21 protein-coding genes and 1 tRNA gene are annotated in these 26,221 nt (G+C 65.4%); 13 read left to right on the plus strand and 9 right to left on the minus strand.

What is annotated here, in order from left to right:
• Window positions 1-2 precede the first annotated feature (2 nt).
• The 4 genes from AC24R4_RS21260 to AC24R4_RS21275 form a co-directional block, all read right to left on the minus strand.
• Window positions 3-803 carry a BPSS1780 family membrane protein gene (locus AC24R4_RS21260; protein ID WP_400391092.1) on the minus strand — a complete coding sequence of 267 codons (801 nt, stop codon included), beginning with the start codon at window positions 801-803 and terminating at the stop codon, window positions 3-5.
• A gap of 6 nt (window positions 804-809) precedes the next feature.
• Window positions 810-1,793 carry a homoserine kinase gene (locus AC24R4_RS21265; RefSeq protein WP_400391095.1) on the minus strand — a complete coding sequence of 328 codons (984 nt, stop codon included), beginning with the start codon at window positions 1,791-1,793 and terminating at the stop codon, window positions 810-812.
• Between the two features lie 193 nt (window positions 1,794-1,986).
• Window positions 1,987-2,400, minus strand: coding sequence for a DUF2782 domain-containing protein (locus AC24R4_RS21270; protein ID WP_153945550.1), 414 nt, complete (start codon window positions 2,398-2,400; stop codon window positions 1,987-1,989).
• Window positions 2,401-2,591: 191 nt separating this feature from the next.
• Window positions 2,592-3,539, minus strand: coding sequence for an LOG family protein (locus AC24R4_RS21275; RefSeq protein WP_175459820.1), 948 nt, complete (start codon window positions 3,537-3,539; stop codon window positions 2,592-2,594).
• A gap of 4 nt (window positions 3,540-3,543) precedes the next feature.
• Here AC24R4_RS21275 and polA point away from each other — a divergent pair, with 4 nt between their 5' ends.
• The 4 genes from polA (at window position 3,544) to AC24R4_RS21295 (ending at window position 10,129) form a co-directional block, all read left to right on the plus strand.
• Window positions 3,544-6,351, plus strand: a complete 2,808-nt coding sequence (polA, locus tag AC24R4_RS21280) for a DNA polymerase I (RefSeq protein WP_400391099.1) — start codon at window positions 3,544-3,546, stop codon at window positions 6,349-6,351.
• Between the two features lie 335 nt (window positions 6,352-6,686).
• Window positions 6,687-8,096 (plus strand): NAD(P)/FAD-dependent oxidoreductase, encoded by a 1,410-nt coding sequence (locus AC24R4_RS21285; RefSeq protein ID WP_400391102.1) that lies wholly within the window; start codon window positions 6,687-6,689, stop codon window positions 8,094-8,096.
• A 159-nt stretch (window positions 8,097-8,255) separates the two neighbouring features.
• A complete protein-coding gene (locus AC24R4_RS21290; RefSeq protein WP_400391105.1) occupies window positions 8,256-9,131 on the plus strand; it encodes a dienelactone hydrolase family protein in 876 nt (291 codons plus the stop codon).
• Window positions 9,132-9,316: 185 nt separating this feature from the next.
• Window positions 9,317-10,129, plus strand: coding sequence for a ZIP family metal transporter (locus tag AC24R4_RS21295; RefSeq protein WP_400391108.1), 813 nt, complete (start codon window positions 9,317-9,319; stop codon window positions 10,127-10,129).
• A 34-nt stretch (window positions 10,130-10,163) separates the two neighbouring features.
• Here AC24R4_RS21295 and AC24R4_RS21300 read toward each other — a convergent pair whose 3' ends face one another.
• From AC24R4_RS21300 to AC24R4_RS21310, 3 genes are all read right to left on the minus strand, one after another.
• Window positions 10,164-11,027 (minus strand): sulfurtransferase, encoded by an 864-nt coding sequence (locus AC24R4_RS21300; RefSeq protein ID WP_400391111.1) that lies wholly within the window; start codon window positions 11,025-11,027, stop codon window positions 10,164-10,166.
• A 66-nt stretch (window positions 11,028-11,093) separates the two neighbouring features.
• Window positions 11,094-12,014: a DMT family transporter gene (locus AC24R4_RS21305; protein WP_153945544.1), complete on the minus strand. Its 921-nt coding sequence runs from the start codon at window positions 12,012-12,014 to the stop codon at window positions 11,094-11,096.
• A gap of 184 nt (window positions 12,015-12,198) precedes the next feature.
• Window positions 12,199-13,305, minus strand: coding sequence for an aromatic ring-hydroxylating oxygenase subunit alpha (locus AC24R4_RS21310; RefSeq protein WP_153945543.1), 1,107 nt, complete (start codon window positions 13,303-13,305; stop codon window positions 12,199-12,201).
• Window positions 13,306-13,738: 433 nt separating this feature from the next.
• On the opposite strand from AC24R4_RS21310, the gene AC24R4_RS21315 reads away from it, so the two are divergent.
• The 4 genes from AC24R4_RS21315 to folE2 all read left to right on the plus strand — a co-directional run bounded on the left by AC24R4_RS21315 (window position 13,739) and on the right by folE2 (window position 18,013).
• Window positions 13,739-14,035 carry an exodeoxyribonuclease VII small subunit gene (locus tag AC24R4_RS21315; RefSeq protein ID WP_153945542.1) on the plus strand — a complete coding sequence of 99 codons (297 nt, stop codon included), beginning with the start codon at window positions 13,739-13,741 and terminating at the stop codon, window positions 14,033-14,035.
• Window positions 14,032-14,916 carry a polyprenyl synthetase family protein gene (locus AC24R4_RS21320; RefSeq protein ID WP_400391116.1) on the plus strand — a complete coding sequence of 295 codons (885 nt, stop codon included), beginning with the start codon at window positions 14,032-14,034 and terminating at the stop codon, window positions 14,914-14,916. Before AC24R4_RS21315 ends, AC24R4_RS21320 begins: the two co-directional genes overlap by 4 nt.
• A gap of 44 nt (window positions 14,917-14,960) precedes the next feature.
• Complete coding sequence (gene dxs / locus AC24R4_RS21325) at window positions 14,961-16,877, plus strand: 1-deoxy-D-xylulose-5-phosphate synthase (RefSeq protein ID WP_400391117.1); 1,917 nt, start codon at window positions 14,961-14,963, stop codon at window positions 16,875-16,877.
• A 332-nt stretch (window positions 16,878-17,209) separates the two neighbouring features.
• A complete protein-coding gene (gene folE2, locus AC24R4_RS21330; RefSeq protein WP_400391120.1) occupies window positions 17,210-18,013 on the plus strand; it encodes a GTP cyclohydrolase FolE2 in 804 nt (267 codons plus the stop codon).
• Window positions 18,014-18,059: 46 nt separating this feature from the next.
• Here the strand turns inward: folE2 and tsaD are convergent, their stop codons facing one another.
• Window positions 18,060-19,118 (minus strand): tRNA (adenosine(37)-N6)-threonylcarbamoyltransferase complex transferase subunit TsaD, encoded by a 1,059-nt coding sequence (gene tsaD / locus AC24R4_RS21335; RefSeq protein ID WP_400391121.1) that lies wholly within the window; start codon window positions 19,116-19,118, stop codon window positions 18,060-18,062.
• Window positions 19,119-19,266: 148 nt separating this feature from the next.
• Between tsaD and AC24R4_RS21340 the strand changes: the two genes are divergently transcribed.
• From AC24R4_RS21340 to dnaG, 3 genes are all read left to right on the plus strand, one after another.
• Window positions 19,267-20,502: a BaiN/RdsA family NAD(P)/FAD-dependent oxidoreductase gene (locus AC24R4_RS21340; protein WP_400391124.1), complete on the plus strand. Its 1,236-nt coding sequence runs from the start codon at window positions 19,267-19,269 to the stop codon at window positions 20,500-20,502.
• Between the two features lie 181 nt (window positions 20,503-20,683).
• Window positions 20,684-21,133 carry a GatB/YqeY domain-containing protein gene (locus AC24R4_RS21345; protein ID WP_153945536.1) on the plus strand — a complete coding sequence of 150 codons (450 nt, stop codon included), beginning with the start codon at window positions 20,684-20,686 and terminating at the stop codon, window positions 21,131-21,133.
• Window positions 21,134-21,351: 218 nt separating this feature from the next.
• Window positions 21,352-23,193, plus strand: coding sequence for a DNA primase (gene dnaG, locus AC24R4_RS21350; RefSeq protein ID WP_487523573.1), 1,842 nt, complete (start codon window positions 21,352-21,354; stop codon window positions 23,191-23,193).
• Window positions 23,194-23,352: 159 nt separating this feature from the next.
• On the opposite strand, the gene AC24R4_RS21355 is transcribed toward dnaG, so the two are convergent.
• On the minus strand, window positions 23,353-23,712 hold the full coding sequence (locus AC24R4_RS21355) for a hypothetical protein (RefSeq protein ID WP_400396121.1): 360 nt from the start codon (window positions 23,710-23,712) through the stop codon (window positions 23,353-23,355).
• Between AC24R4_RS21355 and rpoD the strand changes: the two genes are divergently transcribed.
• Both rpoD and AC24R4_RS21365 read left to right on the plus strand, forming a co-directional pair.
• Complete coding sequence (gene rpoD / locus AC24R4_RS21360) at window positions 23,702-25,987, plus strand: RNA polymerase sigma factor RpoD (protein WP_400396119.1); 2,286 nt, start codon at window positions 23,702-23,704, stop codon at window positions 25,985-25,987. The genes AC24R4_RS21355 and rpoD overlap by 11 nt on opposite strands.
• 73 nt (window positions 25,988-26,060) lie before the next feature.
• Window positions 26,061-26,137: transfer RNA gene (locus AC24R4_RS21365), tRNA-Ile, on the plus strand.
• Window positions 26,138-26,221: the final 84 nt, after the last annotated feature.

Here is a 26,221-nt window from a genome sequence, read left to right on the forward strand (position 1 = left end):
GGTCAGGCCTGCCGGGCGCTTTCCGTGGCCTCGCCGGGCGGCACGATATTGAAGCAGCCGCGATAGGTGGCGTAGAACGAGCAGTACAGGATCGCCAGCATCAGCAGCGAGTACGGCGTCACCAGGAACGACATCACCGCCTGAGCGCCCAGCGCCGCGAACACCGTTTCCAGCACCAGCGGCACCGCGACCAGCAGCACCGCGAACATCACCGCATAGGTGAAGAACGCGCCGCGGTTGCGCCAGCAGGCCGTCCAGCTGAAGAACAGCGCCTTGACCGGGGGCACCTGATGCCAGGCGGCCAGCAGCGGCGCAAACCAGAACATCATGGCCACCGGCGTGTACAGCACCGCGCCGATCATCAGCGCGAAATAGAGCTGGCGGATGGCATCGGCAGACGGCTCCTCGCCGCGCAGCACGATGGGCGCCACCGCGCCGATATCGACCACGGCCGTGGCGATCAGGCTCAACGTGAACACCAGCACCGCATAGATGGCCCCGAGGACCAGCAGGTGGCGCGTGGCCTGCTTGCCGTTGGTCCGGAATCCGGCCAGCAGGATGGTGGGCAACACCCGCTTGTTCTGGATGACCTCGCGGCAGGCCGTCATCACGCCCACGTACAGGCCGGGCGTAAAGACCAGCAGGGCGATGATGCCGAACAGCGGCACGAAGATCGCCAGCTGGGCGGCAATCAGGTAGATGAACAGCAGCATCAGGAACGCCAGCGGGTTCTTGCGGAACAGCCAGATGCCCTGGCGCAGCCAGACGTAGCCTTCCTTGGCGGAAACTTCCAGTAGTTGCATGGCGAATCAGATCCAGGGGAGCGTCGCCCCGTCGTCGATGCGACGGCGCAGGATGCGTTCGAAGTGGGTCGGATCGTGCGGCTGGAGCATGTCGGCCTCGCGCGGGAGGTAGAAATCCCACAGGCGCGACACCCAGAAGCGCAGCGCGCCGGCGCGCATCATGTCCTGCCAGTGCGCGGCTTCCACGCGGGTCAGCGGGCGGATCGCATCATAGGCACGCAGCATGGCCTGCGCGCGGACCGGGTCGAGCGCGCCGGTCACCAGGTCGATGCACCAGTCGTTGACCGTCACGGCCAGGTCGAACAGCCACTTGTCGTTGCCGGCGAAGTAGAAATCGAAAAAGCCGCCCAGCCGATGCCGGCCATCGACCATATCGAACAGCACGTTGTCGCGGAACAGGTCGCAATGGCACGGCCCGCCCTGCAGCGCGGCGTAGTCGGCACTGCCAAAGAACGCCGTCTGGTGCGCCAGCTCGTGGGTCAGCAGCTGGCGCTGGCCGGCGTCCAGGAACGGCGTGATCTCGGGGGCGGTCTGCTGCCACCAGGCCAGGCTGCGCAGGTTCGGCTGCTGGCGCGGATAGTCCTGGCCGGCCAGGTGCATGCGTGCCAGCATCGTGCCGACTTCGGCACAGTGGTCGGCCGCCGGGGCCAGCTGCGACGCGCCGGGCAGGCGCGTGACGATGGTGGCCGGCTTGCCTTTCAGTTCGCGCAGGATCTCGCCATCGCGCGCCGGCATCGGGGCCGGCACGCTGATGCCGTGGCGGGCCAGATGATCCATCAGGTGCAGGTAGTAGGGCAGCTGGTCGGCGCGCAGCCGCTCGAAGAGGGTCAGCACGTACTCATGCGTGACGCCATCCTGCTCCATGGTCAGAAAGAAGTTGCTGTTCTCGATGCCCGAGGCAATGCCGCGCAGCGCGCGCACTTCGCCAAGGTCGTAATCAAGCAGCCAGCGGGCGATCTCGTCCTGCGAGACCGTGGTAAATACGGCCATACTGTCAAATTGGTACGAAACGGAGGGACGACGGACCGCAACCGCAAGGTCACGTTCCGCCGCCGCGGCATTGCTGCCGGAGGGCCGGCGCGATCCTCGCCCGGCAAGCGGCGCCGGCGCGGATCGTGGGTGAGAAAGGCGTAAGACTATCAGGTCTGCCGGATCGATCCCCGGAACAGCTCGGAACCCGGGCTCAGAACTTCAGGTTGACCGACGGCACGCGGTTCACGTCGTGGTCGCGAATCCGGGGCGAACTGTCTTCGGGTTTGCTCATCTCGTACTTCGTGCCAAAACCGGACTGCACCTGGATTTCGGTGGCGCGGCCCTTGTCGCGGTATTCGGTCACCTGGGTGCCGTCGCGTTCGCGCAACTTGAAGCTCGGCTCGCGGGGCTGGTTCAACTGGCTTTTCGCGGCGGGAGCAATCGGCTGGTTGTTGATTTTATTGAGTTCCTGCTGCGTCAGCGCATTGCTGGTTTCCTCTGCCAGCGCCGCCTGCGTGGCGGTCAGTGCCAGGACGGTAGCGGCGAGCGCGAGCAGATAGCCGTGGCGGCCGATGGCGGCTTGCAGATCGGCCAGCCTGGCACCCGGTTGCGAAGGGGAAGTCATCTGAGGCTCCTGTGCGCGCGGGCGCTGGGCCCCGCGACGCGGAATTGGCCTGCACGCAGCCGGCGGCGCAGGCTGTGGCAGGTGGGCAGGCTTCCATTCTAGCAATTCCTGTCGTTTTCCGGGTCGCTCTCGTGGCCTTGCGTCCACCTGCCGGACCTGTCGGCCGGCGGGTGGATGTGGCGCGTAATGCCTTACAGATAGAACATTTCTTCCTTGGGCGGAATCGGGTTGTCGCCGCCGCGCTTCTCGTAATACTCGTACACGGCTTCGAGCACTTCCTGCGGTTCGTCGACGATCTTCATCAGGTCCAGGTCGTGCTCCGCGATCAGGCCCATCGGCAGCAGCGTGAAGCGGAACCAGTCCAGCAGGCCCTTCCAGAACCGGCTGCCGTACATCACCACCGGCACCGAGCGCGACTTGCCGGTCTGCACCAGCGTCAGCACCTCGGCCAGTTCGTCGAGCGTGCCGAATCCGCCCGGCATGACGATGAACGCGTCGGAATTCTTCACGAAGGTGACCTTGCGCGTGAAGAAATGGCGGAACCGCATGGCGATGTCCTGGTACGGATTGCCCTGCTGTTCGTGCGGCAGTTCGATGTTCAGGCCCACGCTGGCGGACTTGCCCGCGTGCGCGCCCTTGTTGGCCGCTTCCATGATGCCGGGGCCGCCGCCGGAGATCACCGCGAAGCCCGCGTCCGAGAAGAGCCGGGCGATTTCGATGGTCTTCTGGTAGTACGGCGAGTCCTCGCGCAGGCGCGCGCTGCCGTAGATCGAGACGGCCGGGCGGATCTCCGAGAGGTACTCGGTGGCCTCGATGAACTCTGCCATAATCGTGAACATTTGCCACGAGGCGCGCGCCTTCTTGGCCGTCGCACGGTCTTCGTCGGCCAGTGCACGCAGGCTTGGGATCATCTTGCGCGGATTCGCGCGCGCTGCCGCCGCACGCGCGGCAGCTTCCTGTTCTTCGGGGTTCTTGCCGGCAGCCGCGGCATCGGCCTTGGCGGCGATGGCTGCGGCATGCGCCGAGGCTTTGCCGGGCGGCGGATTCACCGTGTTACCGGAAATGTCGGAAACATCCGTGTCGGCGAGGGGCGCTGAATCAGCGCCGCCAATGGGGGCACCAGTCAATTTAGAGTCCATGGGAATGTCGGATAGTCCAAAAACACTCTTGCTCGTCGATGGGTCGAGCTATCTGTATCGCGCGTATCACGCGCTGCCGGACCTGAGGAATGGCGAAGGTCTGCCCACAGGGGCAATCTACGGCATGATCAACATGTTGCGCAAGCTGCGCAACGATTACCCGGCAGAGTATATCGCCTGCGTGTTCGACGCCAAGGGCAAGACGTTCCGCGATGATCTATATCCCGCATACAAGGAACATCGCCCGTCGATGCCCGAGGACCTGGCCCGCCAGATCGAGCCGATCCACGAGGCGGTGCGCGCGCTGGGCTGGCCGATCGTGGTCGTGGAAGGCGTGGAAGCCGACGACGTGATCGGCACGCTGGCCTGCCAGGCCACGCAGCAGGGCGTGCGCACGGTGGTATCCACGGGCGACAAGGACCTGGCACAGCTGGTCAACGACAGCGTCACGCTGGTCAACACGATGAGCGGCGAAGTCCTGGACCCGCCGGGCGTGGTGACCAAGTTCGGCGTGGCGCCCGAGCGCATCGTCGACTACCTGTCGCTGATCGGCGATGCCGTGGACAACGTCCCGGGCGTGCCGAAGGTGGGCCCCAAGACCGCCGTGAAGTGGCTGACCGAATACGGCACGCTGGACAACATCATGGCCAGTGCCGATGGCATCAAGGGCGTGGTGGGCGAGAACCTGCGCAATACGCTGGACTGGCTGCCGCGCGCCCGCGAACTGGTCACGGTCAAGACCGATTGCGATCTCGGCGACGCCGTGCCCGACTTTCACGCGCTGCACGACCTGGGCGAGGACAAGGACAAGCTGGTGGCGTTCTTCCAACGCTACGGCTTCAAGACCTGGCTGCGCGAAGCCACCGGCGAATCGCTGCCGAACGCGCGCGCCGCCGCGGCCCGTGCCACGCCACAACCGGCCCAAGGCGGTCTGTTCGATACCGCACCGGGCGCCGCCGAGGACCCGCCCGCCGAAGACCTGCCGCCGGCCGAGATCCGCTACGAAACGGTGACCACCGAAGCCGCGCTCGATGCGTGGCTGCAGAAGCTGGTGGACGCGCCGCTCGTGGCGATCGATACCGAAACCACGTCGCTCGACCCGATGCTGGCCGAACTGGTGGGCATCTCGGTGTCGGTGGAGCCGGGCGAGGCCGCCTACATTCCCGTGGCGCATCGCGGCCCCGACGTGGCCGGCGAGGAAAACCACGGCCAGCTGTCGCGCGACTACGTGCTGGACAGGCTGCGGGCGTGGCTGGAAGACCCGTCGCGCCCCAAGCTGGGCCAGCACCTGAAGTACGACGCGCACGTGTTCATGAACCACGGCATCACGCTGCGCGGCATCGCGCACGACACGATGCTGGAAAGCTACGTGCTGGCGTCGTACCGCAACCATGGCATGGACAGCCTGGCAGAGCGCCTGCTGAGCCTGAAGACGCTTACCTACGAAGAGGTGTGCGGCAAGGGCGCCAGCCAGATCGGCTTCGACCAGATCGACCTGCAGCGCGCCACCGAATACGCGGCCGAGGACGCCGACGTCACGCTGCGCCTGCATCGCAAGATGTTGCCGCAACTGGAGCGCGCCGAAGGCCTGAAGTACGTCTACGAGGGCATCGAGATGCCGGTGTCGGTGGTGCTGCAGAAGATCGAGCGCAATGGCGTGCTGATTGATGCCGACAAGCTGGCCGCGCAGAGCGCGTCGCTGGGCCAGCGCATGCTGGAAGCCGAGCAGGCCGCGCACGAGGCCGCCGGCCAGCCGTTCAACCTGGGATCGCCGAAGCAGATCGGCGAAATCCTGTTCAACCAGATGCAGCTGCCGGTGGTCAAGAAGACCGCCAGCGGCGCGCCGTCCACCGACGAAGAGGTGCTGCAGAAGCTGGCGGAGGACTACCCCCTGCCGAAGCTGCTGCTGGACTACCGGGCCCTGTCCAAGCTCAAGTCGACCTACACCGACAAGCTGCCGAGGATGGTGAACCCCAGGACCGGCCGCGTGCATACCAGCTACGGCCAGGCCACGGCGGTGACGGGCCGGCTGGCGTCGACCGATCCGAACCTGCAGAACATCCCGGTGCGCACCGAGGAAGGCCGCCGTATCCGCGAAGCGTTCATCGCCGGGCCCGGCAATGTAATCGTGTCGGCCGACTATTCGCAGATCGAACTGCGCATCATGGCGCATATCTCGGGCGACGATAACCTGCTGCGCGCGTTCGCCAACGGCGAGGACATCCACCGCGCCACGGCCGCCGAGATCTTTGCGGTGGAGCGCGAGGCCGTCACCAGCGAGCAGCGCCGCTACGCCAAGGTGATCAATTTCGGCCTGATCTACGGCATGAGCGCGTTTGGGCTGGCCAGCAACCTGGGCATCGAGCGCGAGGCGGCCAAGCACTATATCGACCGCTACTTCATGCGCTATCCGGGCGTGGCCAACTATATGGAGGAAACGCGCCAGAAGGCGCGCGAGCAGGGTTACGTCGAAACCGTGTTCGGCCGCAGGCTCTGGCTGCCCGACATCCGGGGCGGCAACGGCCCGCGCCGCCAGGCCGCCGAGCGTGCCGCCATCAACGCGCCGATGCAGGGCACGGCCGCCGACCTGATCAAGCTGTCGATGATCGCCGTGCAGGACTGGCTGGAAACCGACAGGCTCGCGTCGCGCCAGATCATGCAGGTGCACGATGAACTGGTGCTCGAAGTGCCGCAGGCCGAGTTCGACCTGGTGAAGACGAAACTGCCCGAGCTGATGTGCTCGGTGGCCACGCTCAATGTGCCGCTGGTGGCCGAAGTCGGCAGCGGCGCGAACTGGGAAGAAGCGCACTAGCGGCCGCACTCGCGGCCTGGCCGCGCGCAGCAGGCACCCTGGGGCGCACTTCCCGGGGGGGCTGCCGGCAGCACAGTCGCGCATGCGCCGACGGGGCACAGATCGCCGCGCCGGCGCTGTCTCCCGCGCGATGCCGATGTATGCAAAAAAGTACTGTCTGAATCGACGCGGGAAGGCTTGCCAGCCGTGCTGCTCTGCAGCACACTGGCAGCAAACCAGCCGTTTCCTGGCAGTACCAGCCGCACACAGAACATCGGCCTCGCGGTGCGAGACCACAACAGAAAGACGCCGCAGGGGCCTGCACCGGTTTTCAAATTGAAAACATCGGGTAGACCATGAGCAACGCACCAGGCAGAGAGGAAAGCGCCCCCACTCCTATCGACACTACCGCAGGCGGCACGCAAGTCAGCGTGGCACCGCGTCCTTCGAACCTCCCGCACCGGATCATCGTGGTCGGCGGCGGGGCCGGCGGGCTTGAACTCGTCACGCGGCTCGGCGACAAGCTGGGCAAGTCGCGGCGCGCTCAGGTGACGCTGGTCGACCGCATGCCCACGCACATCTGGAAGCCGCTGCTGCACGAAGTGGCTGCCGGCAGCATGGATCCGAATACCCACCAGCTCGAATATGCCGCGCAGGCGCGCTGGCACCATTTCGACTTCCAGCAGGGCGAACTGACCGGCATCGACCGCGCCCGCAAGATCGTCAACGTGGCGGCCTGCATGGATCAGGATGGCACCGAACTGCTGCCCGCGCGCGAACTGCCGTACGACACGCTGGTGCTGGCCATCGGCTGCATCACGCATTTCTTCAATGTGCCCGGTGCCGCCGAACACGCCATTGCGCTCGATACCGTGGACCAGGCCGAACGCTTCCGCCGCAAGCTGATCGCGGCCTGCGTGCGCGCCCAGAACGGCAAGGGACGTATCGGTGCCGATGGACGGCCGCAGGTGGACGTGGCCATCATCGGCGCCGGCGCCACGGGCGTGGAGCTTTCGGCCGAACTGCGCAATACCGCCCACGTGCTCAACGCCTATGGCCTGCACCACCTGGACCCGCGCCGCGATGTGCGCATCCATGTGATCGAGGCCGGCCCGCGTATCCTGCCGGCGCTGTCGGAGCGCGTCTCCGCCGAGACCACCAAGCTGCTGCGCAAGCTCGACGTTGACGTGTTCACGTCGGAGCGCGTCACCGAGGTCACGGGCGATGCGGTGCTGACGGCCAGCGGCAAGCGCATCGATGCGGACCTGACCGTGTGGGCGGCCGGCATCACGGCGCCGGGCGTGTTGCGCACGCTTGGCCTGCCGGTCAGCAAGATGGGGCAGCTCGTGGTGGGCCCCACGCTGCAGACCGAAACCGACCCGGACGTCTTCGCATTCGGCGACTGCGCGGCCGCGCCGTGGCCCGAGAAGCAGACCACGGTGCCGCCGCGCGCCCAGGCGGCGCATCAGCAGGCCACGTTCCTGTACGACGCGCTGCGCGCCCGGCTCGATGGCAAGCCGCTGCCGAAGTTCGGCTTCAAGGACTTCGGCTCGCTGGTGTCGCTGGGGCACTTCAGCGCGGTGGGCAGCCTGATGGGCGGCCTGATCGGTGGATCGATGTTCATCGAAGGCCTGATGGCGCGCTTCATGTACACGTCGCTGTACCGCATGCACGTGCTGGCGCTGCATGGCGCCATCGGCATGGGGCTCGACACCGTGACGCACTGGCTGCGCAGCAAGACCAGCCCGCGCGTGAAGCTGCACTGACCGGGCGCGAAGCCAAAAGAGGGCCGGATCAAACGCGATGGCCGCCACCCACGCCCCGGGCGTGCGCTGGCGGCCATGTTTGCTTAGAATCGACGGCGCCGCGCTTGCGTCACATGCCCAGATGACGCGTGCGGTGCCCTCGATGCCACGGAGACCCTCATGCTGAAGCCCGAAGTCGAAAGCCTCGTTCCCGGTCAATCCTTCGACCGCCGCAGTTTCGTCAAGACCGCGCTGGGCTCGGCCTTTGCGGCAGCCGTGCTCCCGGTGACGGCGCAGACGATCAAGACGGATTTCAACGGCCTGACTGCCGGCGAAGTCACCGTGCCGTCGAACGGCTTCAACATGCCGGTCTATCGCGCGCAGCCCGAAGGCAAGAAGAACCTGCCAGTCGTACTGGTGATCAGCGAGATCTTCGGCGTTCACGAGCATATCGCCGACATCTGTCGCCGTTTCGCCAAACTGGGCTATCTGGCCATCGCCCCCGAGCTGTTTGCCCGCCAGGGCGACCCCGCCAGCTACGGCACGATCCAGGAACTGCAGGCCAACATCATCCAGAAGGTGCCCGATGCCCAGGTGATGGGCGATCTCGACGCCTGCGTGGCGTGGGCCGGCGCCAACGGCGGCGACGTGAACCGGCTGGCCATTACCGGCTTCTGCTGGGGCGGGCGCATCACGTGGCTGTACACGGCACACAGCAAGCGCGTGAAGGCGGGCGTGGCGTGGTACGGCCAGCTGGTGGGCCAGCCAAACGCGCTGAAGCCGAAGAATCCGGTCGATATCGCTGGCGACCTGCACGCGCCGGTGCTGGGTCTGTACGGCGGCAAGGACACCGGCATCACGCAGGAGCATGTGTCCCAGATGAAGGCCGCGCTGGCCGAATCATCGAACCCGAACGCCAGGGCGTCCACCTTCGTGGTCTATCCGGAAGCCGGTCACGCGTTCCACGCCGACTACCGCGCCAGCTACGTGGAAGCGGCAGCCAGGGACGGCTGGCAACGCTGCCTGGCCTGGTTCAAGGAACACAAAGTCGTTTGATCCGGGCGGGGATTAGCCCCTGCATCCGCGCGGGTGATTGCAAAGAGGGCGCCGAGGTACGTACAATGCGGACTTTCGCGTTTTTGCAACCATGTTGCGTTAGTGCGCGAGCGTAGTCAGTCGGCGACGACTGCCCGGCTGTCGGGCGGGGGCCGGTCCGGGAGTTCATCATCCATTCCACGCTTTTGTACATCTTGCTGGCGGCGACCATTTCGGGCGTCGGCAGCATTTTCGGCGCGGCGCTGCTGTCGCTGACCGTGGCTTCGCGCGTGGTGGAGCGCATGGTGAGCTTCTCGGTGGGCGTGCTGCTGGCGACGGCCCTGCTGCATTCGCTGCCCGAAGCGTTCGAGTCCGGTGCCGACCCGCGTGCGCTGTTCGGCACACTGCTGGCCGGGCTGCTGGGCTTCTTCCTGCTCGAAAAGATCTCGCTGCTGCGCCATTCGCATCACCACGAGGGTGACGGGCATCACCACCATCATGGCCATGACCGCGAGGAAGCGGGACGCAGCGGCCTGACCATCCTGGTGGGCGACACGTTCCACAACTTCGCCGACGGGATTGTCATCGCCGCCGCGTTCCTGGCCGATCCGCATATCGGTCTGGTGACGGCGCTGGCGATTGCCGCGCACGAAATCCCGCAGGAAGTGGGTGATTTCATCGTGCTGCTGAACGCGGGCTTCTCGAAGGCGCGGGCCTTTGCGTTCAACCTGCTGTCGAGCCTGGCCGCCATCCTGGGCGGCATCGTCGGCTATTTCCTGCTGGACCAGCTGACGGGCTGGATTCCGTATGTGCTGGTGATTGCGTCGAGCAGCTTTGTCTATATCGCCGTGAGCGACCTGATGCCGCAGATGCAGCGCAAGCCGCGTCTTAAGGAATCGGCGGTGCAGGTGGTGTTGGTGGCGGCCGGTATCGCGGCGATCGTCTTTATCACCAACGGCGTGCACGAGCAGCACGCGCATGGCCACGCGAAGGCCAAAACAGAAGCGGCGTCAAACTGAACTGACGCCGCTTTTTGCTGGGCCGTCTGGCCCCTCAGGTGCCGCTACCCGTTGCCACGGGGCGTTTTGGATCGGCACACCATTCGCTCCACGACCCCGGATACAGGGCCGCATCGGTCAGCCCGGCCACTTCCATGGCCAGGAGGTTGTGGCAGGCGGTCACACCCGAGCCGCACTGCATCACCGTGTCGGCGGCCGGCTTGCCGCCGAAGACCTGGCCGAATTCCGCACGCAGCTGATCGGCCGGCTTGAAGCGGCCATCCGCGGTCAGGTTGTCCTTGAAGAATCGATTGGCGGCGCCGGGAATGTGGCCGCCCACGGGGTCGAGCGTTTCGTTTTCGCCGCGGAAGCGGTCGGCAGCCCGCGCATCGACCACCAGCAGCGCCGGCTTGTCCAGGTTTTCCAGCAGTGCGGCGGCATCGACCGTACGAACCAGCGACGGGCGGCGCGTGAGGTTGCCACCGGTTTCCGGATCGGGCGTAACGCCCGGTTCCAGCGGCAGGCCCGCCGCCAGCCAGGCCGCCTTGCCGCCATCGAGCACGGCCACGGTGCCGTGGCCCACCCAGCGCGCCAGCCACCAGAGCCGGGCGGCATACATGCTGCCCTGCGCATCGTAGGCGACGATCAGCGTGTCGTCGTTGACACCGAGCGCACGCAGCCGCGCCACGAACAGATCGGCATCGGGCAGCGGGTGGCGGCCATTGAAGCCGGTCTTCGGGCCGGATAGCTCATTGTCCAGATGCAGGTAGAAAGCACCCGGCACATGGTTTTGCTGGTACATCTCGCGGCCGGCGGCGGGGTTGGCCAGGTCGAACGAGCAATCGACGACGACCACGTGCTGCCGGGCCGAGGCGCGCAGCTGGTTCAGTTCGATGGCGGAAATCAGCGGTGATGGCATGAAGAACCTGTCTCGCGTTGAGTGGAAAGTCGATGCCAATGCTACACCGCCGCCTCCGCGCGCGCGTCAGACCTCGGGATGCACTTCGGCTTCGGGCGACTTGACCGGCGTGGCCGGCGTGGGATGCTTGTCGGTATCGCGGGCGCGCGTGAGCGTGGTGGCAATGCCGCTGGCCACGATCAGCGCCATGCCCAGCCACGAGATCCAGTTGAGCCGGTCGTCCCAGACCAGCATGCCCCACAGGCTTGAAAACACGATGCCCGCGTATTGCAGGTTGGCCGTCAGCAGCGTGTTGCCGCGCTTGTAGGCGCGTGTCATCGACGTCTGCCCCAGCGTGGCCAGGATGCCGATGGCCAGCAGCAGCCCTGCGCCGTGCCAGGTGTGGTGGCTGACGCCGGTGAACAGCATCCAGACCAGGCCGCAGACCAGGCCCACGGCCGAGAAGTAGAACACGATGCGGCCCTCGGGTTCGCCCAGCTGCCCCAGCTGGCGCACTTCCACATAGGCCAGCGCCGTGAACACGCCGGACACCAGGCCGATCATGCCGCCCGCCAGCTGGTCCTTGCCCACCGAGGGCTGCAGCAGGCAGATCACCCCCGCGAACGACAGCAGGATGGCGCCGATCAGCTTCTTGTCGGTGCCGCCGCGTGTGCCGGCCAGCGCCGCGCCCGCGCCCAGGATCAACGCGATCCACACGGGCGACATGTAGTTCAGCGTCATGGCCGTGGCCAGCGGCAGCAGCGTGATCGATGTGAACCAGAGCAGCAGGGCGGTGACGCCGAAGAGGCTGCGCTTGATGTGGGTGACCATGTGCGGCGTGCGCACCGACGTGCCTTGCGACGACAGCAGGACCCACATGATCGTCACGCCGATCAGGCTGCGGTAGAAGACGATCTCGCCCGTCGTGTAGAGCTCGGCTGCCAGCTTGACGCCCACCCCCATCAAGGAAAATGCGAAGGCGGCAAACAACATCCAGAGCGATTGCATGGCGAAACGGGGCGAGACAGCGTGGAAAGGGGGCGAAACCTGAAAAATCGTTGATTAAGCAACGATTGAGCAGTGATTCTATCAGTGCGCCAACCGCCGCTCCAATGCAAAACGGACCGTTTTCACGGTCCGTTTCGTGTTGTCCACAGTTTTGCGGGCGATCTCCGCACCCGGTTGCGAACGTTCAGCGGTTGCGGTAGTCCATCGCGCGCCGATACCACTCGTGGAAGTGCTGCATGCCGTCTTCCATCGGCGACTGGTACGGGCCGGTCTCGCTGATGCCGCGCTTCATCAGGGCCAGGCGGCCGGCGTCCATGCGTTCGGCAATCTCGTCGTCCTCGATGCACGTCTCCATATAGGCGGCGCGCTCGGCCTCGACGAACTCGCGCTCGAACAGCACGATTTCCTCGGGGTAGTAGAACTCCACGACATTGCGCGTCTTGCGCGGGCCCATCGGGTGCAGCGTCGAGATGCACAGCACGTTCGGGTACCACTCCACCATGATGTTGGGGTAGTAGGTCAGCCAGATCGCGCCATGCTTGGGCAGCTTGCCGTTGTTGAAGCGCAACACCTCGTCGTGCCACTTCTGGTACGTCTGGCTGCCCGGGCGTTCCAGGCCCTTGTGCAGGCCCACGGTCTGCACGCTGTACTGCTCGCCGAACTCCCACTTCAGGTCGTCGCACGACACAAAGCTGCCCAGTCCTGGGTGGAACGGCACAACGTGGTAATCCTCCAGATAGACCTCGATGAAGGTCTTCCAGTTGTAGTTGCACTCGTGGACTTCCACGTGGTCGAGCATGTAGCCGTCGAAGTTGAGATCTTCGGCCACGCCCATGCGGGCCAGGTCGGCGCGCACGTCGCGCTCGCCTTCGAACAGCATCCCGTTCCAGTTCTGCAGCGGCGACCGGTTCAGGCGCACGCAGGGCTGTTCCGCGAAATGCGGCGCACCCAGCAGTTCGCCTTGCAGGTCGTAGGTCCAGCGGTGCAGCGGGCAGACGATGTTCCTGGCGTTGCCCCGGCCATTCATCATGATGGCCTGGCGGTGGCGGCAGACGTTGGACAGCAGTTCGATGCCGTCCGGGTTGCGCACCAGCACGCGGCCCTCGTCTTCGGCGGCCAGCGTCTGGAAGTCGCCGGTTTCCGGCACCATCAGTGCGTGGCCGACGTAGCCCGGGCCCTTCTTGAACAGCAGTTCGAGTTCTTGTTGATGCAGCGCCTCGTCAAAGTAGACGTCGACGGGCAACTGCGAATCAGCCGGCGCAAGCTTGAGCGCGGTGCTGAGATTGGACATTATCCCCACTCCCTATGAACAGGCGAAAGCAGTGAACAACCCAACCATCGAAAAATGAATCGATTTGGGAAACCGTGTCAGACGATCGGCATCCGCACCGGTTCCCTTTCTGCCTGGCCAGTCTGGCGGCGCAAAAGTGCGTCCTGGACGCAACGGTCGGATCTCGCTGACGAGCCCGGGATTGTACCCGAGCCCAAAAATTAAGGGCCTGATTTTTTTGGGTTTTTAGCGAAAAAGTCGACCCGGGTCGTCATGGAGGTGCCCCTTCAGCCGCATTCCGAAAGACGACCCGGGCGCACACGTCACTTCCATGTCAAAAGACTGTGTCAGGTGCGCGATCCGGACACCCGGTTTCCATGAAGTGGATAAGACTGTTCTGCGGCCCGGCCCCGGATTGGCGTAAAATCGCGAATTCCCCTGATCAAGGCCTGACATGCCAAGAACGACGACCGCCCCGGTCCAGCCTGAAGATACGCCGGCCGCCAGCGCGCCGCCGGCTTCCTATGAGGCCGCAATGGCCGAGCTGGAAACCCTGGTGGCGAGCATGGAAAGCGGCGAATTGCCGCTGGAAGCGTCCCTGGCGGCATACCGTCGCGGCGCGGAGCTCGTCCGTTTTTGCCAGCAGAGCCTGGAGCGGGTGGCCCAGCAGGTCAAGGTTCTGGAGGGCGATGCCCTGAAACCCCTGGCCGGCGAGCCACGTTCCGATAACAACAGCGCAGATTTCGAATGAGCGATTTCGCTACCTGGATGCGGGCGCAAGGCGCCCGGACCGAGGCCGCCCTGGACGCCGCACTGCCGTCCACGGACACAATTCCACACACCTTGCACGAGGCCATGCGCTATGCTGTTCTCGGCGGTGGCAAGCGGGTGCGCCCGCTGCTGGTTCATGCCGCGGGCGAGGTGGCGGGTGCGGCACCCGAAGCCTGCGATGCCGCGGCATGCGCGGTCGAGATGATCCACGCCTACTCGCTGGTTCACGACGACATGCCCTGCATGGACGACGACGACCTGCGCCGCGGCCGGCCCACGGTCCACAAGGCCTACGACGAAGCCACGGCGCTGCTGGTGGGCGATGCCCTGCAGACCCAGGCCTTCATCGTGCTGGCACAGGTGCCGGCGCTGGGCGCCGAGGCGCGCCTGAAGCTGGTGGCCGAACTGGCCATGGCGTCGGGTTCGGTGGGCATGTGCGGCGGCCAGGCGATCGACCTGCAGAACGTGGGCCTGGCGATGACACGCGACGCACTGGAAGGCATGCATCGCATGAAGACCGGTGCCCTGCTGCGTGCCAGCGTGCGCATGGGAGCGTTGTGCGGAAACATCGATCCGGCCGGTCTGGCGGCGCTTGACCAATATGCGGCGGCCGTGGGATTGGCTTTCCAGGTGGTGGACGATATTCTCGACGTCACTGCAGATACGGCAACGCTCGGCAAGACCGCCGGGAAGGATGCCGCCAACGACAAGCCGACCTATGTGTCGCTGCTGGGTCTGGATGCCGCACGCGAGCTGGCTGCCCAGCTTCGCACCGACGCCCACGAGGCGCTGGCGGGATTCGGCGCACGCGCCGGCCGGCTGGCCGAACTGGCCGACCTGATCGTGCTGCGCTCAAACTGAACTGAAAAGCCGGACACACAGAATCCGGCGGCCGAACGGACATCATGACCTACACGCTGCTCAACAATATCGACGACCCCGCGGACCTGCGCAAGCTGGACCGCCGCCAGCTCGGCACGCTTGCCGACGAACTTCGCGCCTATGTGCTGGAATCGGTCTCGCAAACCGGCGGTCACCTGTCGTCCAACCTGGGCACGGTGGAGCTGACCATCGCGCTGCACTATGTGTTCGACACGCCGAGCGACCGCATCGTCTGGGACGTGGGTCACCAGAGCTACCCCCACAAGATCCTGACCGGCCGCCGCGACCGCATGTCCACGCTGCGCCAGTACGGTGGTATCTCCGGCTTCCCGCGTCGCTCGGAAAGCGAATACGACACGTTCGGCACGGCGCATTCGTCGACCTCGATCTCGGCCGCGCTGGGCATGGCCCTGGGCGCGCGCACGATGGGTCACAAGCGAGTGGGTATCGCCGTGATCGGCGATGGCGCGATGACCGCCGGCATGGCCTTCGAGGCCATGAACAACGCCGGGGTCTACAAGGACCTGCCGATGCTGGTGGTGCTGAACGACAACGACATGTCGATCTCGCCGCCGGTTGGCATGCTGAACAAGCACCTGGCCCGCCTGCTGTCGGGCCAGTTCTACGCGGCCACCAAGAAGGGCATCGAGAAGGTGCTGTCGGTGGCGCCGCCGGTGCTCGAGTTCGCCAAGCGCCTGGAAGAACATGCCAAGGGCATGGTCGTGCCGGCCACGCTGTTCGAGGAATTCGGCTTCGACTACATCGGCCCGATCGACGGTCATGACCTGGAATCGCTGGTGCCGACGCTGCAGAACATCCGCCAGCGCGCCCTGGAAGGTCACGGCCCGCAGTTCCTGCACGTGGTGACCAAGAAGGGCCAGGGCTACAAGCTGGCCGAGGCCGACCCGATCCTGTATCACGGCCCGGGCAAGTTCAACCCGGCCGAGGGCATCCGCCCGTCGGCCAAGCCGTCGCGCAAGACGTACACGCAGGTGTTCGGCGAATGGCTGTGCGACATGGCCGCGGCCGACAAGCGCCTGATCGGCGTGACGCCGGCCATGCGCGAAGGCTCGGGCATGGTGGAATTCGAAAAGCGCTTCCCGGACCGTTACTACGACGTGGGCATTGCCGAACAGCACGCCGTGACGTTTGCCGGCGGCCTGGCCTGCGAGGGCCTGAAGCCGGTGGTGGCGATCTACTCGACGTTCCTGCAGCGCGGCTACGACCAGCTGATCCACGACGTGGCGCTGCAGAACCTGCCGGTGGTGTTCGCGCTGGACCGCGCCGGCCTGGTGGGCGCCGACGGTGCCACGCACGCTGGTGCGTACGATATCCCGTTCCTGCGCTGCATCCCGAACATGATGGTGATGACGCCGGCCGACGAGCAGGAATGCCGCCAGCTGCTGACCACCGCCTACCAGCAGGATTGCCCGACCGCCGTGCGCTACCCGCGTGGCGCTGGCGTGGGCGTGGCCACCGAGGCCGCGCTGACGGCGCTGCCGCTGGGCAAGGGCGAGATCCGCCGCGAAGGCCAGGCGCGCGCCGGGCAGCGCGTGGCCATCCTGGCCTTCGGTTCGATGCTGCATCCGTCGCTGACGGCCGCGGATTCGCTCGATGCCACCGTGGCCAACATGCGTTTCGTGAAGCCGCTGGACGTCGACCTGGTCAAGCAGCTGGCCGCCAACCACGACTACCTGGTCACGGTGGAAGAGGGCGCGACGATGGGCGGCGCCGGCAGCGCCGTGCTCGAAGCGCTGGCCGAGGCCGGCATCGAGATCCCGACGCTGGTGCTGGGCCTGCCGGACAAGTTCATCGATCACGGCGATCCGGCTTTCCTGCTGTCGCAGTGTGGCCTGGATGCCGCTGGCATCGCGCGTTCGGTGCGCGAGCGTTTCGCGCTGACCGAGCAGCCGGTGAAGGTGGCCACCCGCGTCGCCTGACCGCCAGCCGCCCGCACGCTGTAGCCGGAACCGGCGCGGATGATCCGCGCCGGTTTTGTTTTGGCTGTCGGCAAACGGCAGGAAGCTGCATCGCCGGGCCATTGTCCGCATGAAATACGCAGAATGACGCGCGGGCGCGGCAGCACCTTCCAATATTGCGTAGAATCGCCATTCCCATTTTTGTGTTCGCAACTGCGGGCCGGCGCCCCCCCTGGTTTTCTGTCCGGACCGTCGTTTCACACTCGTTGCGCGGCGTGGAGAAATCCTGCGAAAACGCCGCGACCGTAAGGATGGCCCGTCATCCCCTGACGACGTCCTGGAGGAAACCGTAGATGAATGACATCAATCCCGCCTTCGTGATGCCCGACGTGCAATCGAGCGTCGATACCCGCCAGATCGTGATCCAGCGTGTGGGCGTCAAGGGCGTGCGATATCCGCTGACACTGAAGACGCCGGCTGGCGACATCGGCACCGTTGGCACGTTCAACCTGGACGTGCGCCTGCCGGCGGACCAGAAGGGCACGCATATGTCGCGTTTCGTGGCGCTGCTGGAAGACAACCGCGCGCCGCTGGACCTGGCCGGCTTCCGTGGGCTGCTCGACGACATGCTGGTGCGCCTGGAAGCCGATGCCGGCCGCATCGAGGTGTCGTTCCCGTACTTCATCAGCAAGACCGCGCCGGTGTCGGGCGTGCAGTCGCTGCTGGACTACGAAGTGACGCTGGCTGGCGAGAAGCGCGACGGGCAGACGCGCCTGTTCCTGACCGCGCTGGTGCCGGTGACGAGCCTGTGCCCGTGCTCGAAGAAGATCTCGCAGTATGGCGCGCATAACCAGCGATCGCACATCACCATGCAGGTGGAACTGGCTGGCGACCTGGATGTGGAAACGCTGGTGCGCATGGCCGAGGAAGAGGCATCGTGCGAGCTGTGGGGCCTGCTCAAGCGGCCGGACGAAAAGTTCGTGACCGAGCGCGCCTACGAGAACCCGAAGTTCGTGGAAGACCTGGTGCGCGACATCGCCATGCGTCTGAACGCCGACAACCGGATCGTGGCCTACACGCTGGAAGCCGAGAACTTCGAGTCCATCCACAATCACAGCGCCTACGCCGTGATCGAGCGCGACAAGCGCGTCGCGTAAGCGTTGGCGGCAACTCCCCGCGTCCGCCCGGCGCGGGCGGGGAGAACTAGCTTTCCTGCGAAGCCGGCGTGCCGGCAGGGTCCGGCAGGCGGATGTCCGACAAATCCCAGCGCGGCGTGACGCCGTAGTCGTAGCCATGGCGCGCCAGCTGGGGCGCGGCCTGCAGGCGCATGGCGCCGGCAAAGGCGATCATCGCCCCGTTGTCGGTACAAAACGCCAGGTCGGGGTAGTACACGTCCACCTTGCGACGGCGGCCCATCTCGTCGAGCCGCGCGCGCAACTGCCGGTTGGCGCCGACGCCGCCGGCCACCACCAGCCGCTTGTGGCCGGTCTGCTTGAGCGCGTTGAACGACTTCGCGGCCAGTACATCGACGATGGCATCGACAAACGAGCGCGCCAGGTTGGCCCGGTCCTGCTCGCAGGCGTTGCCGAGCTTGCGCGTCTGCGTCAGCACGGCGGTCTTGAGCCCCGCGAACGAGAAATCGAGATTGCCGGAATGGAGCATCGGCCGTGGCAGCTCGAACGCGCCCGGATTGCCGAATTCGGCCAGCCGCGACACCTCGGGGCCGCCCGGATAGCCCAGGCCCAGCAGCTTGGCGGTCTTGTCGAACGCTTCGCCGGCGGCATCGTCCAGCGTTTCGCCCAGCAGCGTGTAGTCGCCAATGCCTTTGACTTCCATCAGCTGGGTGTGGCCGCCAGATACCAGCAGTGCGACAAACGGAAACGGCGGCGGGGCATCGGTCAGCAGCGGCGAGAGCAGGTGGCCTTCCAGATGGTGGACGCCCACCATCGGCACATCCAGCGCGAAGCCCAGCGCGTTGGCCACCGAGGCGCCCACCAGCAGCGCACCGGCCAGACCGGGGCCCTGGGTATAGGCGATGGCGTCGATGTCCTTGCGCTGGCGGCCGGCGTCGTCCAGCACCTGCTGCAACAGCGGCAGCACGCGGCGGATATGGTCGCGCGACGCCAGTTCCGGCACCACGCCACCGTATTCGCGATGCATGGCGATCTGCGAGTGCAGCGCATGCGCCAGCAGACCGGCCCCGGTGTCGTAGAGGGCCAGCCCGGTTTCGTCGCAGGAGGATTCGATACCGAGGACAAGCATGGAAATTCTGGTGCGGCCGGTCGGGTTCGGGCTGCAACTGCAGCGATCTTGCCGGCAAAAATCGGAAGGCCAGCAGGGTAGCACACCCTGACCCCATGCGCTTGGGTGGCCGTCATTCGCTACAATCGCGGCTTCTTGAAAGGGTGATATGACACAAGGCAGGAAAGACCGGTTCGACGTGGCGGTGGTGGGCGCAGGTGCGGCCGGCATGATGTGTGCCGCCGTGGCCGGCCAGCGCGGCGCACGGGTGGTGCTGATCGACCATGCCACGCGGCTGGCCGAGAAGATCCGCATCTCTGGCGGCGGCCGTTGCAACTTTACGAACCTGCAGGCCGGCCCGGCCAACTACCTGTCGTCAAATCCGCATTTCTGCCGGTCGGCGCTCGCGCGCTACACGCCGCAGGACTTCCTGGGCCTGCTGCGCCGCTACGACATCGGCTGGCATGAAAAGCACCGCGGCCAGCTGTTCTGCAACAACAGCGCCGAAGACATCATCGCACTGCTGCGGGCCGAATGTGATGCCGGAGGCGTGCGCTGGCAGACCGGCTGCACGATCGACGAGATCCGCACGGAGGGTGATGACTACCTGCTGCTGACCGCGCAGGGCACGGTGCGCGCCGGCGCGGTGGTGGTGGCCACCGGCGGGTTGTCGATCCCGAAGATCGGCGCGACCGATTTTGGCTATCGCATCGCTCGCCAGTTCGGGCTCAAGGTCGTGGAAACCCGCCCGGCGCTGGTGCCGCTGACGTTCGACGGGCAGGCCTGGCAGCCGTTCGTGCCGCTGGCCGGGGTGTCGATGGAGGTCGATATCGCCACCGGCAGCGGCAAGTCGGCCGGCGCCTTCAAGGAAGACCTGCTGTGGACCCACCGGGGTCTGTCTGGGCCCGCCGTGTTGCAGATTTCCAGCTACTGGCGGCCGGGCACCCCGATCGAGATCGACCTGTTCGATGGCGAGGACGCCGCCGACTGGCTGATCGGCCATAAGAAAGGCGGCCGCAAGCATCTGGATAACCTGCTGGCCGAACGCCTGCCGTCCCGGTTGGCCGACGCCTGGTGTGCCGCCGTGGGTCTGCAGGGCACGCAATCTGTGGCCGACATGCCCGACAAGGCGCTGCGCCAGCTAGGCGAGGCGCTCAACCGCTGGCGCCTGGTGCCGTCCGGCACCGAGGGCTACAAGAAGGCCGAAGTCACGCTAGGCGGCGTGGACACCCGCGGGCTGTCGTCGTCGACCATGATGGCGCGTGACGTCGACGGCCTGTACTTCATCGGCGAAGTGGTGGACGTGACCGGCTGGCTGGGCGGCTACAACTTCCAGTGGGCCTGGGCATCGGCCGTGGCGGCGGGCGAGGCTGCGGCCGAAGCGGCGCGGGGCGGGTCCGCCTAGGCGGCGCGCATGCAGTGGCGCGGGCCATGCGCTACAATCGGCGCTCTCGCACATGACCGGTGAGGCGCTTCGTTCCTTTTTGGCCGGCGCCCTGCTTCTGCAAGAAACCCGCTACGGGCCATGGCTCCGGCGGGTTTTTGCGTTATGGTCCCAGTTGCTACCCATTTTTCGGAAGATTGCCATGTCCCTGAAAGCCCGCATTACTGAAGACATGAAGACCGCCATGCGCGCCCGCGAAACCGAGCGCCTCGGCACCATCCGCCTGCTGCAGGCTGCCATCAAGCAGCGCGAGGTGGACGAGCGCGTGGAACTGGACGACGCCGCGGTGACTGCCGTGATCGACAAGATGATCAAGCAGCGCAAGGACTCCATCAGCCAGTTCGAGCAGGCCGGTCGCGACGATCTGGTGGCCAAGGAAAAGGCCGAAGTCGATGTGCTGGTGGCCTATATGCCCGCCCAACTGTCGGAAGCCGAGGTGGCCGCCGAAGTGCAGAAGGCCGTGACCGAAGCCGGCGCCACCGGCCCGCAGGACATGGGCAAGGTCATGGGCCTCGTGAAAGCCCGCCTGGCCGGCCGTGCCGACATGACGGCGGTATCGGGTCTGGTCAAGGCCGCCCTTGCACCCAAATAATTGACAGTTGCGTCAGATATAAGCAGGATTATCAGTTGCGAAGCACGGCGTTGGCGCCACATTGAGGGGACTTGGCGGCCAATGTCGGCGAGGGCCGGCATTTCGTTGCGGCTGCACTACAATGATTCGATGGCTGCCGGGCGACGTTCCGGTCACGCATTCCAGAAAAATGGCCGCCGGCCGATCCGGCAGGCCTTGGCATCAGGACGGTCAGTCGGGTGATTCCGCAATCCTTCATTCAGGACCTGCTTAACCGCGTGGACATTGTCGACGTGGTGGGCAAGTACGTGCAGTTGAAGAAGGGCGGGGCCAACTTCATGGGCCTGTGCCCGTTCCACAACGAGAAATCCCCGTCGTTCACGGTATCCCCGACCAAGCAGTTTTATCACTGCTTTGGGTGCGGCGCGCATGGCTCGGCCATCGGCTTCCTGATGGAGTATTCGGGCCAGTCGTACCCCGACGCCGTGCGGGAACTGGCGCAGTCGGTAGGGTTGTCCGTCCCCGAGGAACGCAACAGCCTGCCGCCCGCCCAGCGCGCGGAACAGCAGGCCAGATCGGTGGCACTGAGCGATGCCATGTCGCGGGCCACCGAGTTCTACAAGAAACAGCTACGCGGTTCGCCGCAGGCCATCCAGTACCTGAAGGGCCGCGGCCTGACCGGAGAGATTGCCGTGCGATTCGGGCTCGGTTACGCCCCGGACGACTGGCAGGGCTTGGAGGCGGTGTTCGGCTCGTATCGCGACGATGCGACTGCGGCGCCACTTGTGGAAAATGGTCTGCTGATCGAATCCCAGGACAAGCGCGATGCCGACGGCAAGCCGCGCCGTTACGACCGGTTCCGCGACCGCATCATGTTCCCGATCCGCAATACCAAGGGCAATGTGATCGGGTTCGGCGGCCGCGTCATGGGCCAGGGCGAGCCTAAATACCTGAACTCCCCCGAAACACCGCTCTTCAGTAAGGGAACGGAGCTCTACGGCCTGTTCGAGGCACGTCATGCCATTCGCGAGAACGGCTACGTGCTGGTGGTCGAGGGATACATGGACGTGGTGGCGCTGGCCCAGCTGGGGTTTGCCAACGCGGTGGCCACGCTCGGCACGGCCTGTACGGCGATCCATGTGCAAAAGCTGCTGCGCCAGACCGACGCCGTGGTCTTCTCGTTCGACGGCGATGCCGCCGGACGCCGGGCGGCGCGGCGGGCGCTGGAAGCCTGCCTGCCGCATGTTGCCGACAACAAAACCATCCGCTTTCTGTTCCTGCCCGCCGAGCACGACCCCGACAGCTATGTGCGCGAGGAGGGGACCGACGCGTTCGCGCGGCAGGTGCAGAACGCGATGCCGCTGTCGCGTTTTCTGCTCCAGATCGTGACGGAAGACCAGGACCTGCGGCAGCCCGAAGGCCGAGCCCGTGCCCAGTTCGAAGCCAAGCCGCTGCTCCAGGCCATGCCGGCCGGCGGTCTGCGGCTACAGATTGTGCGCGAACTTGCCGATGCTACCGGTACGACGCCGGCCGAGATCGAGGCGGTGTGCGGGCTGGGCAGCGATTCGTCGCGCGTCGGCCGCTTCTCGCAGCCGCGTCCCCGCGCCAGGCGCCAGGCGCCGACCGGGCTGGAGCAGCAGGTGATCCAGCTGCTGATGAGCTACCCGTCGCTGGCAAGCCGGCTGGACGAGGAAGCCCGCGCCTTGCTGCTTGATCCCCAGCGGCCGGAAACCGAAGTGCTTGCTCACTTGGTGGCGGCCTGCGACGGCATCCAGGGCACCATGAATTTTGCGGCCTTCAACGAGCAGCTGGCCCAGACGCCTTACGCGGACGTGTACGCCGCCGCCCGGGCAGCCGTGCTGAAGGAAGACATGGAAGAGGCGCTTGCGACACTTGAATTCGACGGCGCCGTACACAAGCTGCTGGCAGACCCGCTGCAGCGCGAACTGGAGACATTGCTGGCCGCCATCGAGGCCGGCACCGCCAACGAGGACGACAAGGCGCGCTATCGCTGGCTGATGCCGGAAGTCCAGCGCCGTCGCCAGATGGGATGGCGGCCCGTCAATGCGGAAGACGAGTAGCCGTCACACGGCACACGATAAAAGGCAGCACACAGGTTTTTCGGCTTGAGCCATGCGCATGTGACCCCAACTGACGGACAAATCCGGGGTCTAACCGCTTAAGCCTTGATTTTTCAGGTGAAAACCTCACCTGACAGGAAGCCGGGGATTGGTGACGTGCTACAATGCCCGGTTTGGATTGCGAAATCTCTCTCCAGTACTGGCGAAAGTGAGCGTGCCAATGGCAAAGGCCAAAGCAACCGAAAGGGCAGCCGGGAAGGCTCCCTCCAAAGCTCCCCAATCAGGGAGCGGCAAGGCGTCCGTGAAAACAACGGCGGCGAAGACATCGACCGCGTCAGTCAGGACGACATCAGCCCGGTCTGCGCCAGCAAAGTCCGCGCGTAGCGTTTCAGCGCCCGCCGGAACCACTTCCGCCAGGAATCGCACATCCGAAAATACAAAGCCCTCGACTTCGGCACGCGAGAGCGGCAGCAGCGCCAATACAAGCGGCAGTGATGCCGCTGCAACAGTGAAAGGCAAGAGTATCACCGTGGCGAAACAGCAGAATACCGAAGTCGAGAGCAAGCGTGCGGCAACGACGGCCGGCACCCGGACCAGCAGCGCCAAGGGTGGCGCCGCTGCCGCCGCGCCGAAAGCCCGTGCCGCAACTCCCGCACCCGTTGCATCGGAGCGTCCCGCCGCCCCGGCCGTCAAGCCTGAGCCGAAGAAGCGTGGCCGCAAGCCCAAGGCCGAGATGCAGCAAGAAGACAGCACCATCGAAGACGTGACTGAAGAGTTTTACGACAACGACGCGCCCGCCTCCACGCCCGCGGCGGCCCCCAAGACCGAGAAGCAGAAGGCCAAGGACCGCAAGGCCAAGGAAAAGGCGCTGCTCAAGGAATTCGCTTCGTCCAACCAGGCCGGTAGCGAGGAAGAACTCGAGGTCCGCCGCCAGAAGCTGAAGGCGCTGATCAAGCTGGGCAAGTCGCGCGGCTACCTGACCTATGCGGAAATCAACGATCACCTTCCGGACGACATGGTCGATTCGGAAACGATCGACACGCTGGTCGCCACGCTGAACGACATCGGCATCGCCGTCTACGAACAGGCGCCGGACGCCGAGACGCTGCTGCTCAACGACAACGCCCCGTCGGCCACCAGCGAGGAAGAGGCCGAGGAAGAGGCCGAAGCCGCGCTGTCCACCGTCGATTCCGAATTCGGCCGCACCACCGACCCCGTCCGCATGTACATGCGCGAAATGGGTACCGTGGAACTGCTGACGCGCGAAGGCGAAATCGAGATCGCCAAGCGTATCGAAGCCGGTCTGAAGGACATGGTCATGGCCATTTCGGCCTGCCCGGTCACGATCTCGGAAATTCTGGCCAGCGCCGAGCGCATCGCCAACGAAGAGATGAAGATCGACGAATTCGTCGATGGCCTGATCGATCCGAACGCCGAGGAAGTCCAGGACAACTCGCCGGCCGCCGCGGCCGCCTCCGCTGACGAGGACGAGGAGTCGGAAGACGGCGACGACGAGGAAGGCGACGACGAAGACGACGACGAAAACGGCGCCGGCGCCGGGGCATCGGCCCGTCAGCTGGAAGAGCTGAAGGTTGCCGCGCTGGAGAAATTCCGCATCATCGCCGAGCAGTTCGACAAGATGCGCCGCGCCTTCGAGAAGGAAGGCTACAAGTCCAAGCCGTACGTGAAGGCCCAGGAAGCAATCCAGGCCGAGCTGATGGGCATCCGCTTCACCGCGCGTAACGTCGAGCGTCTGTGCGACACGCTGCGCGGCCAGGTGGACGAAGTCCGCAAGCTCGAACGTGCCATCCTGAACATCGTGGTCGACAAGTGCGGCATGCCGCGTGCCGACTTCGTGGCCCGCTTCCCCGGCAACGAGACGAACCTGGACTGGATCGAGACCATCGTCGCCGACAACAAGCCGTACAGCACGATCGTCGAGCGTAACGTGCCGGCCGTGCACGAGCTGCAGCAGAAGCTGATCGACCTGCAGGCCCGCGTGGTGCTGCCGCTGAAGGAGCTGAAGGACGTCAATCGCAAGATGTCCGAAGGCGAGAAGCGCGCCCGCGAAGCCAAGCGCGAAATGACCGAGGCCAACCTGCGTCTGGTGATCTCGATCGCGAAGAAGTACACGAACCGTGGCCTGCAGTTCCTGGATCTGATCCAGGAAGGCAACATCGGCCTGATGAAGGCGGTGGACAAGTTCGAATACCGTCGCGGCTACAAGTTCTCCACATATGCCACGTGGTGGATTCGCCAGGCCATCACGCGCTCGATCGCCGACCAGGCCCGCACCATCCGTATCCCGGTTCACATGATCGAAACGATCAACAAGATGAACCGGATCTCGCGCCAGATCCTGCAGGAAACCGGCAACGAGCCGGACCCGGCAACGCTGGCCGAGAAGATGGAGATGCCCGAGGACAAGATCCGCAAGATCATGAAGATCGCGAAGGAACCGATCTCCATGGAAACGCCGATCGGTGACGACGACGATTCGCATCTGGGCGACTTCATCGAGGACACGAACACGCTGGCCCCGGCCGAAGCGGCGCTGCATGGCTCCATGCGCGACGTGGTGAAGGACGTGCTCGACAGCCTGACGCCGCGCGAAGCCAAGGTGCTGCGCATGCGTTTCGGCATCGAAATGAGCACGGACCACACGCTGGAAGAAGTGGGCAAGCAGTTCGACGTTACCCGCGAGCGTATCCGTCAGATCGAGGCCAAGGCACTGCGCAAGCTGCGCCACCCGAGCCGGTCCGACAAGCTGAAGAGCTTCCTGGAAGGCAGCTAAGCATCACGCCTTCTAAGGGCCTCTAGCTCATGCCTGGTTAGAGCAGCGGACTCATAATCCGTTGGCAAATCCAGGGCCTATAGCTCAGTTGGTTAGAGCAGACGACTCATAATCGTTTGGTCGCAGGTTCAAGTCCTGCTGGGCCCACCAATAAAATCAATGACTTATGGATACCACGGTGTCCTTCAAAGAAGCCGCGAGAGCACACGCTTGAGCGGCTTTTTCTTTGACTAG

The organism is Cupriavidus sp. CER-90 (assembly GCF_057652055.1).

Bases quoted from the DNA above. Each gene is read 5' to 3' on its own strand.
- AC24R4_RS21260 (WP_400391092.1), bottom strand. From the start codon at position 803: ATGCAACTACTGGAAGTTTCCGCCAAGGAAGGCTACGTCTGGCTGCGC.
- AC24R4_RS21265 (WP_400391095.1), bottom strand. From the start codon at position 1,793: ATGGCCGTATTTACCACGGTCTCGCAGGACGAGATCGCCCGCTGGCTG.
- AC24R4_RS21270 (WP_153945550.1), bottom strand. From the start codon at position 2,400: ATGACTTCCCCTTCGCAACCGGGTGCCAGGCTGGCCGATCTGCAAGCC.
- AC24R4_RS21275 (WP_175459820.1), bottom strand. From the start codon at position 3,539: ATGGACTCTAAATTGACTGGTGCCCCCATTGGCGGCGCTGATTCAGCG.
- polA (WP_400391099.1), top strand. From the start codon at position 3,544: ATGTCGGATAGTCCAAAAACACTCTTGCTCGTCGATGGGTCGAGCTAT.
- AC24R4_RS21285 (WP_400391102.1), top strand. From the start codon at position 6,687: ATGAGCAACGCACCAGGCAGAGAGGAAAGCGCCCCCACTCCTATCGAC.
- AC24R4_RS21290 (WP_400391105.1), top strand. From the start codon at position 8,256: ATGCTGAAGCCCGAAGTCGAAAGCCTCGTTCCCGGTCAATCCTTCGAC.
- AC24R4_RS21300 (WP_400391111.1), bottom strand. From the start codon at position 11,027: ATGCCATCACCGCTGATTTCCGCCATCGAACTGAACCAGCTGCGCGCC.
- AC24R4_RS21305 (WP_153945544.1), bottom strand. From the start codon at position 12,014: ATGCAATCGCTCTGGATGTTGTTTGCCGCCTTCGCATTTTCCTTGATG.
- AC24R4_RS21310 (WP_153945543.1), bottom strand. From the start codon at position 13,305: ATGTCCAATCTCAGCACCGCGCTCAAGCTTGCGCCGGCTGATTCGCAG.
- AC24R4_RS21315 (WP_153945542.1), top strand. From the start codon at position 13,739: ATGCCAAGAACGACGACCGCCCCGGTCCAGCCTGAAGATACGCCGGCC.
- AC24R4_RS21320 (WP_400391116.1), top strand. From the start codon at position 14,032: ATGAGCGATTTCGCTACCTGGATGCGGGCGCAAGGCGCCCGGACCGAG.
- dxs (WP_400391117.1), top strand. From the start codon at position 14,961: ATGACCTACACGCTGCTCAACAATATCGACGACCCCGCGGACCTGCGC.
- folE2 (WP_400391120.1), top strand. From the start codon at position 17,210: ATGAATGACATCAATCCCGCCTTCGTGATGCCCGACGTGCAATCGAGC.
- tsaD (WP_400391121.1), bottom strand. From the start codon at position 19,118: ATGCTTGTCCTCGGTATCGAATCCTCCTGCGACGAAACCGGGCTGGCC.
- AC24R4_RS21340 (WP_400391124.1), top strand. From the start codon at position 19,267: ATGACACAAGGCAGGAAAGACCGGTTCGACGTGGCGGTGGTGGGCGCA.
- AC24R4_RS21345 (WP_153945536.1), top strand. From the start codon at position 20,684: ATGTCCCTGAAAGCCCGCATTACTGAAGACATGAAGACCGCCATGCGC.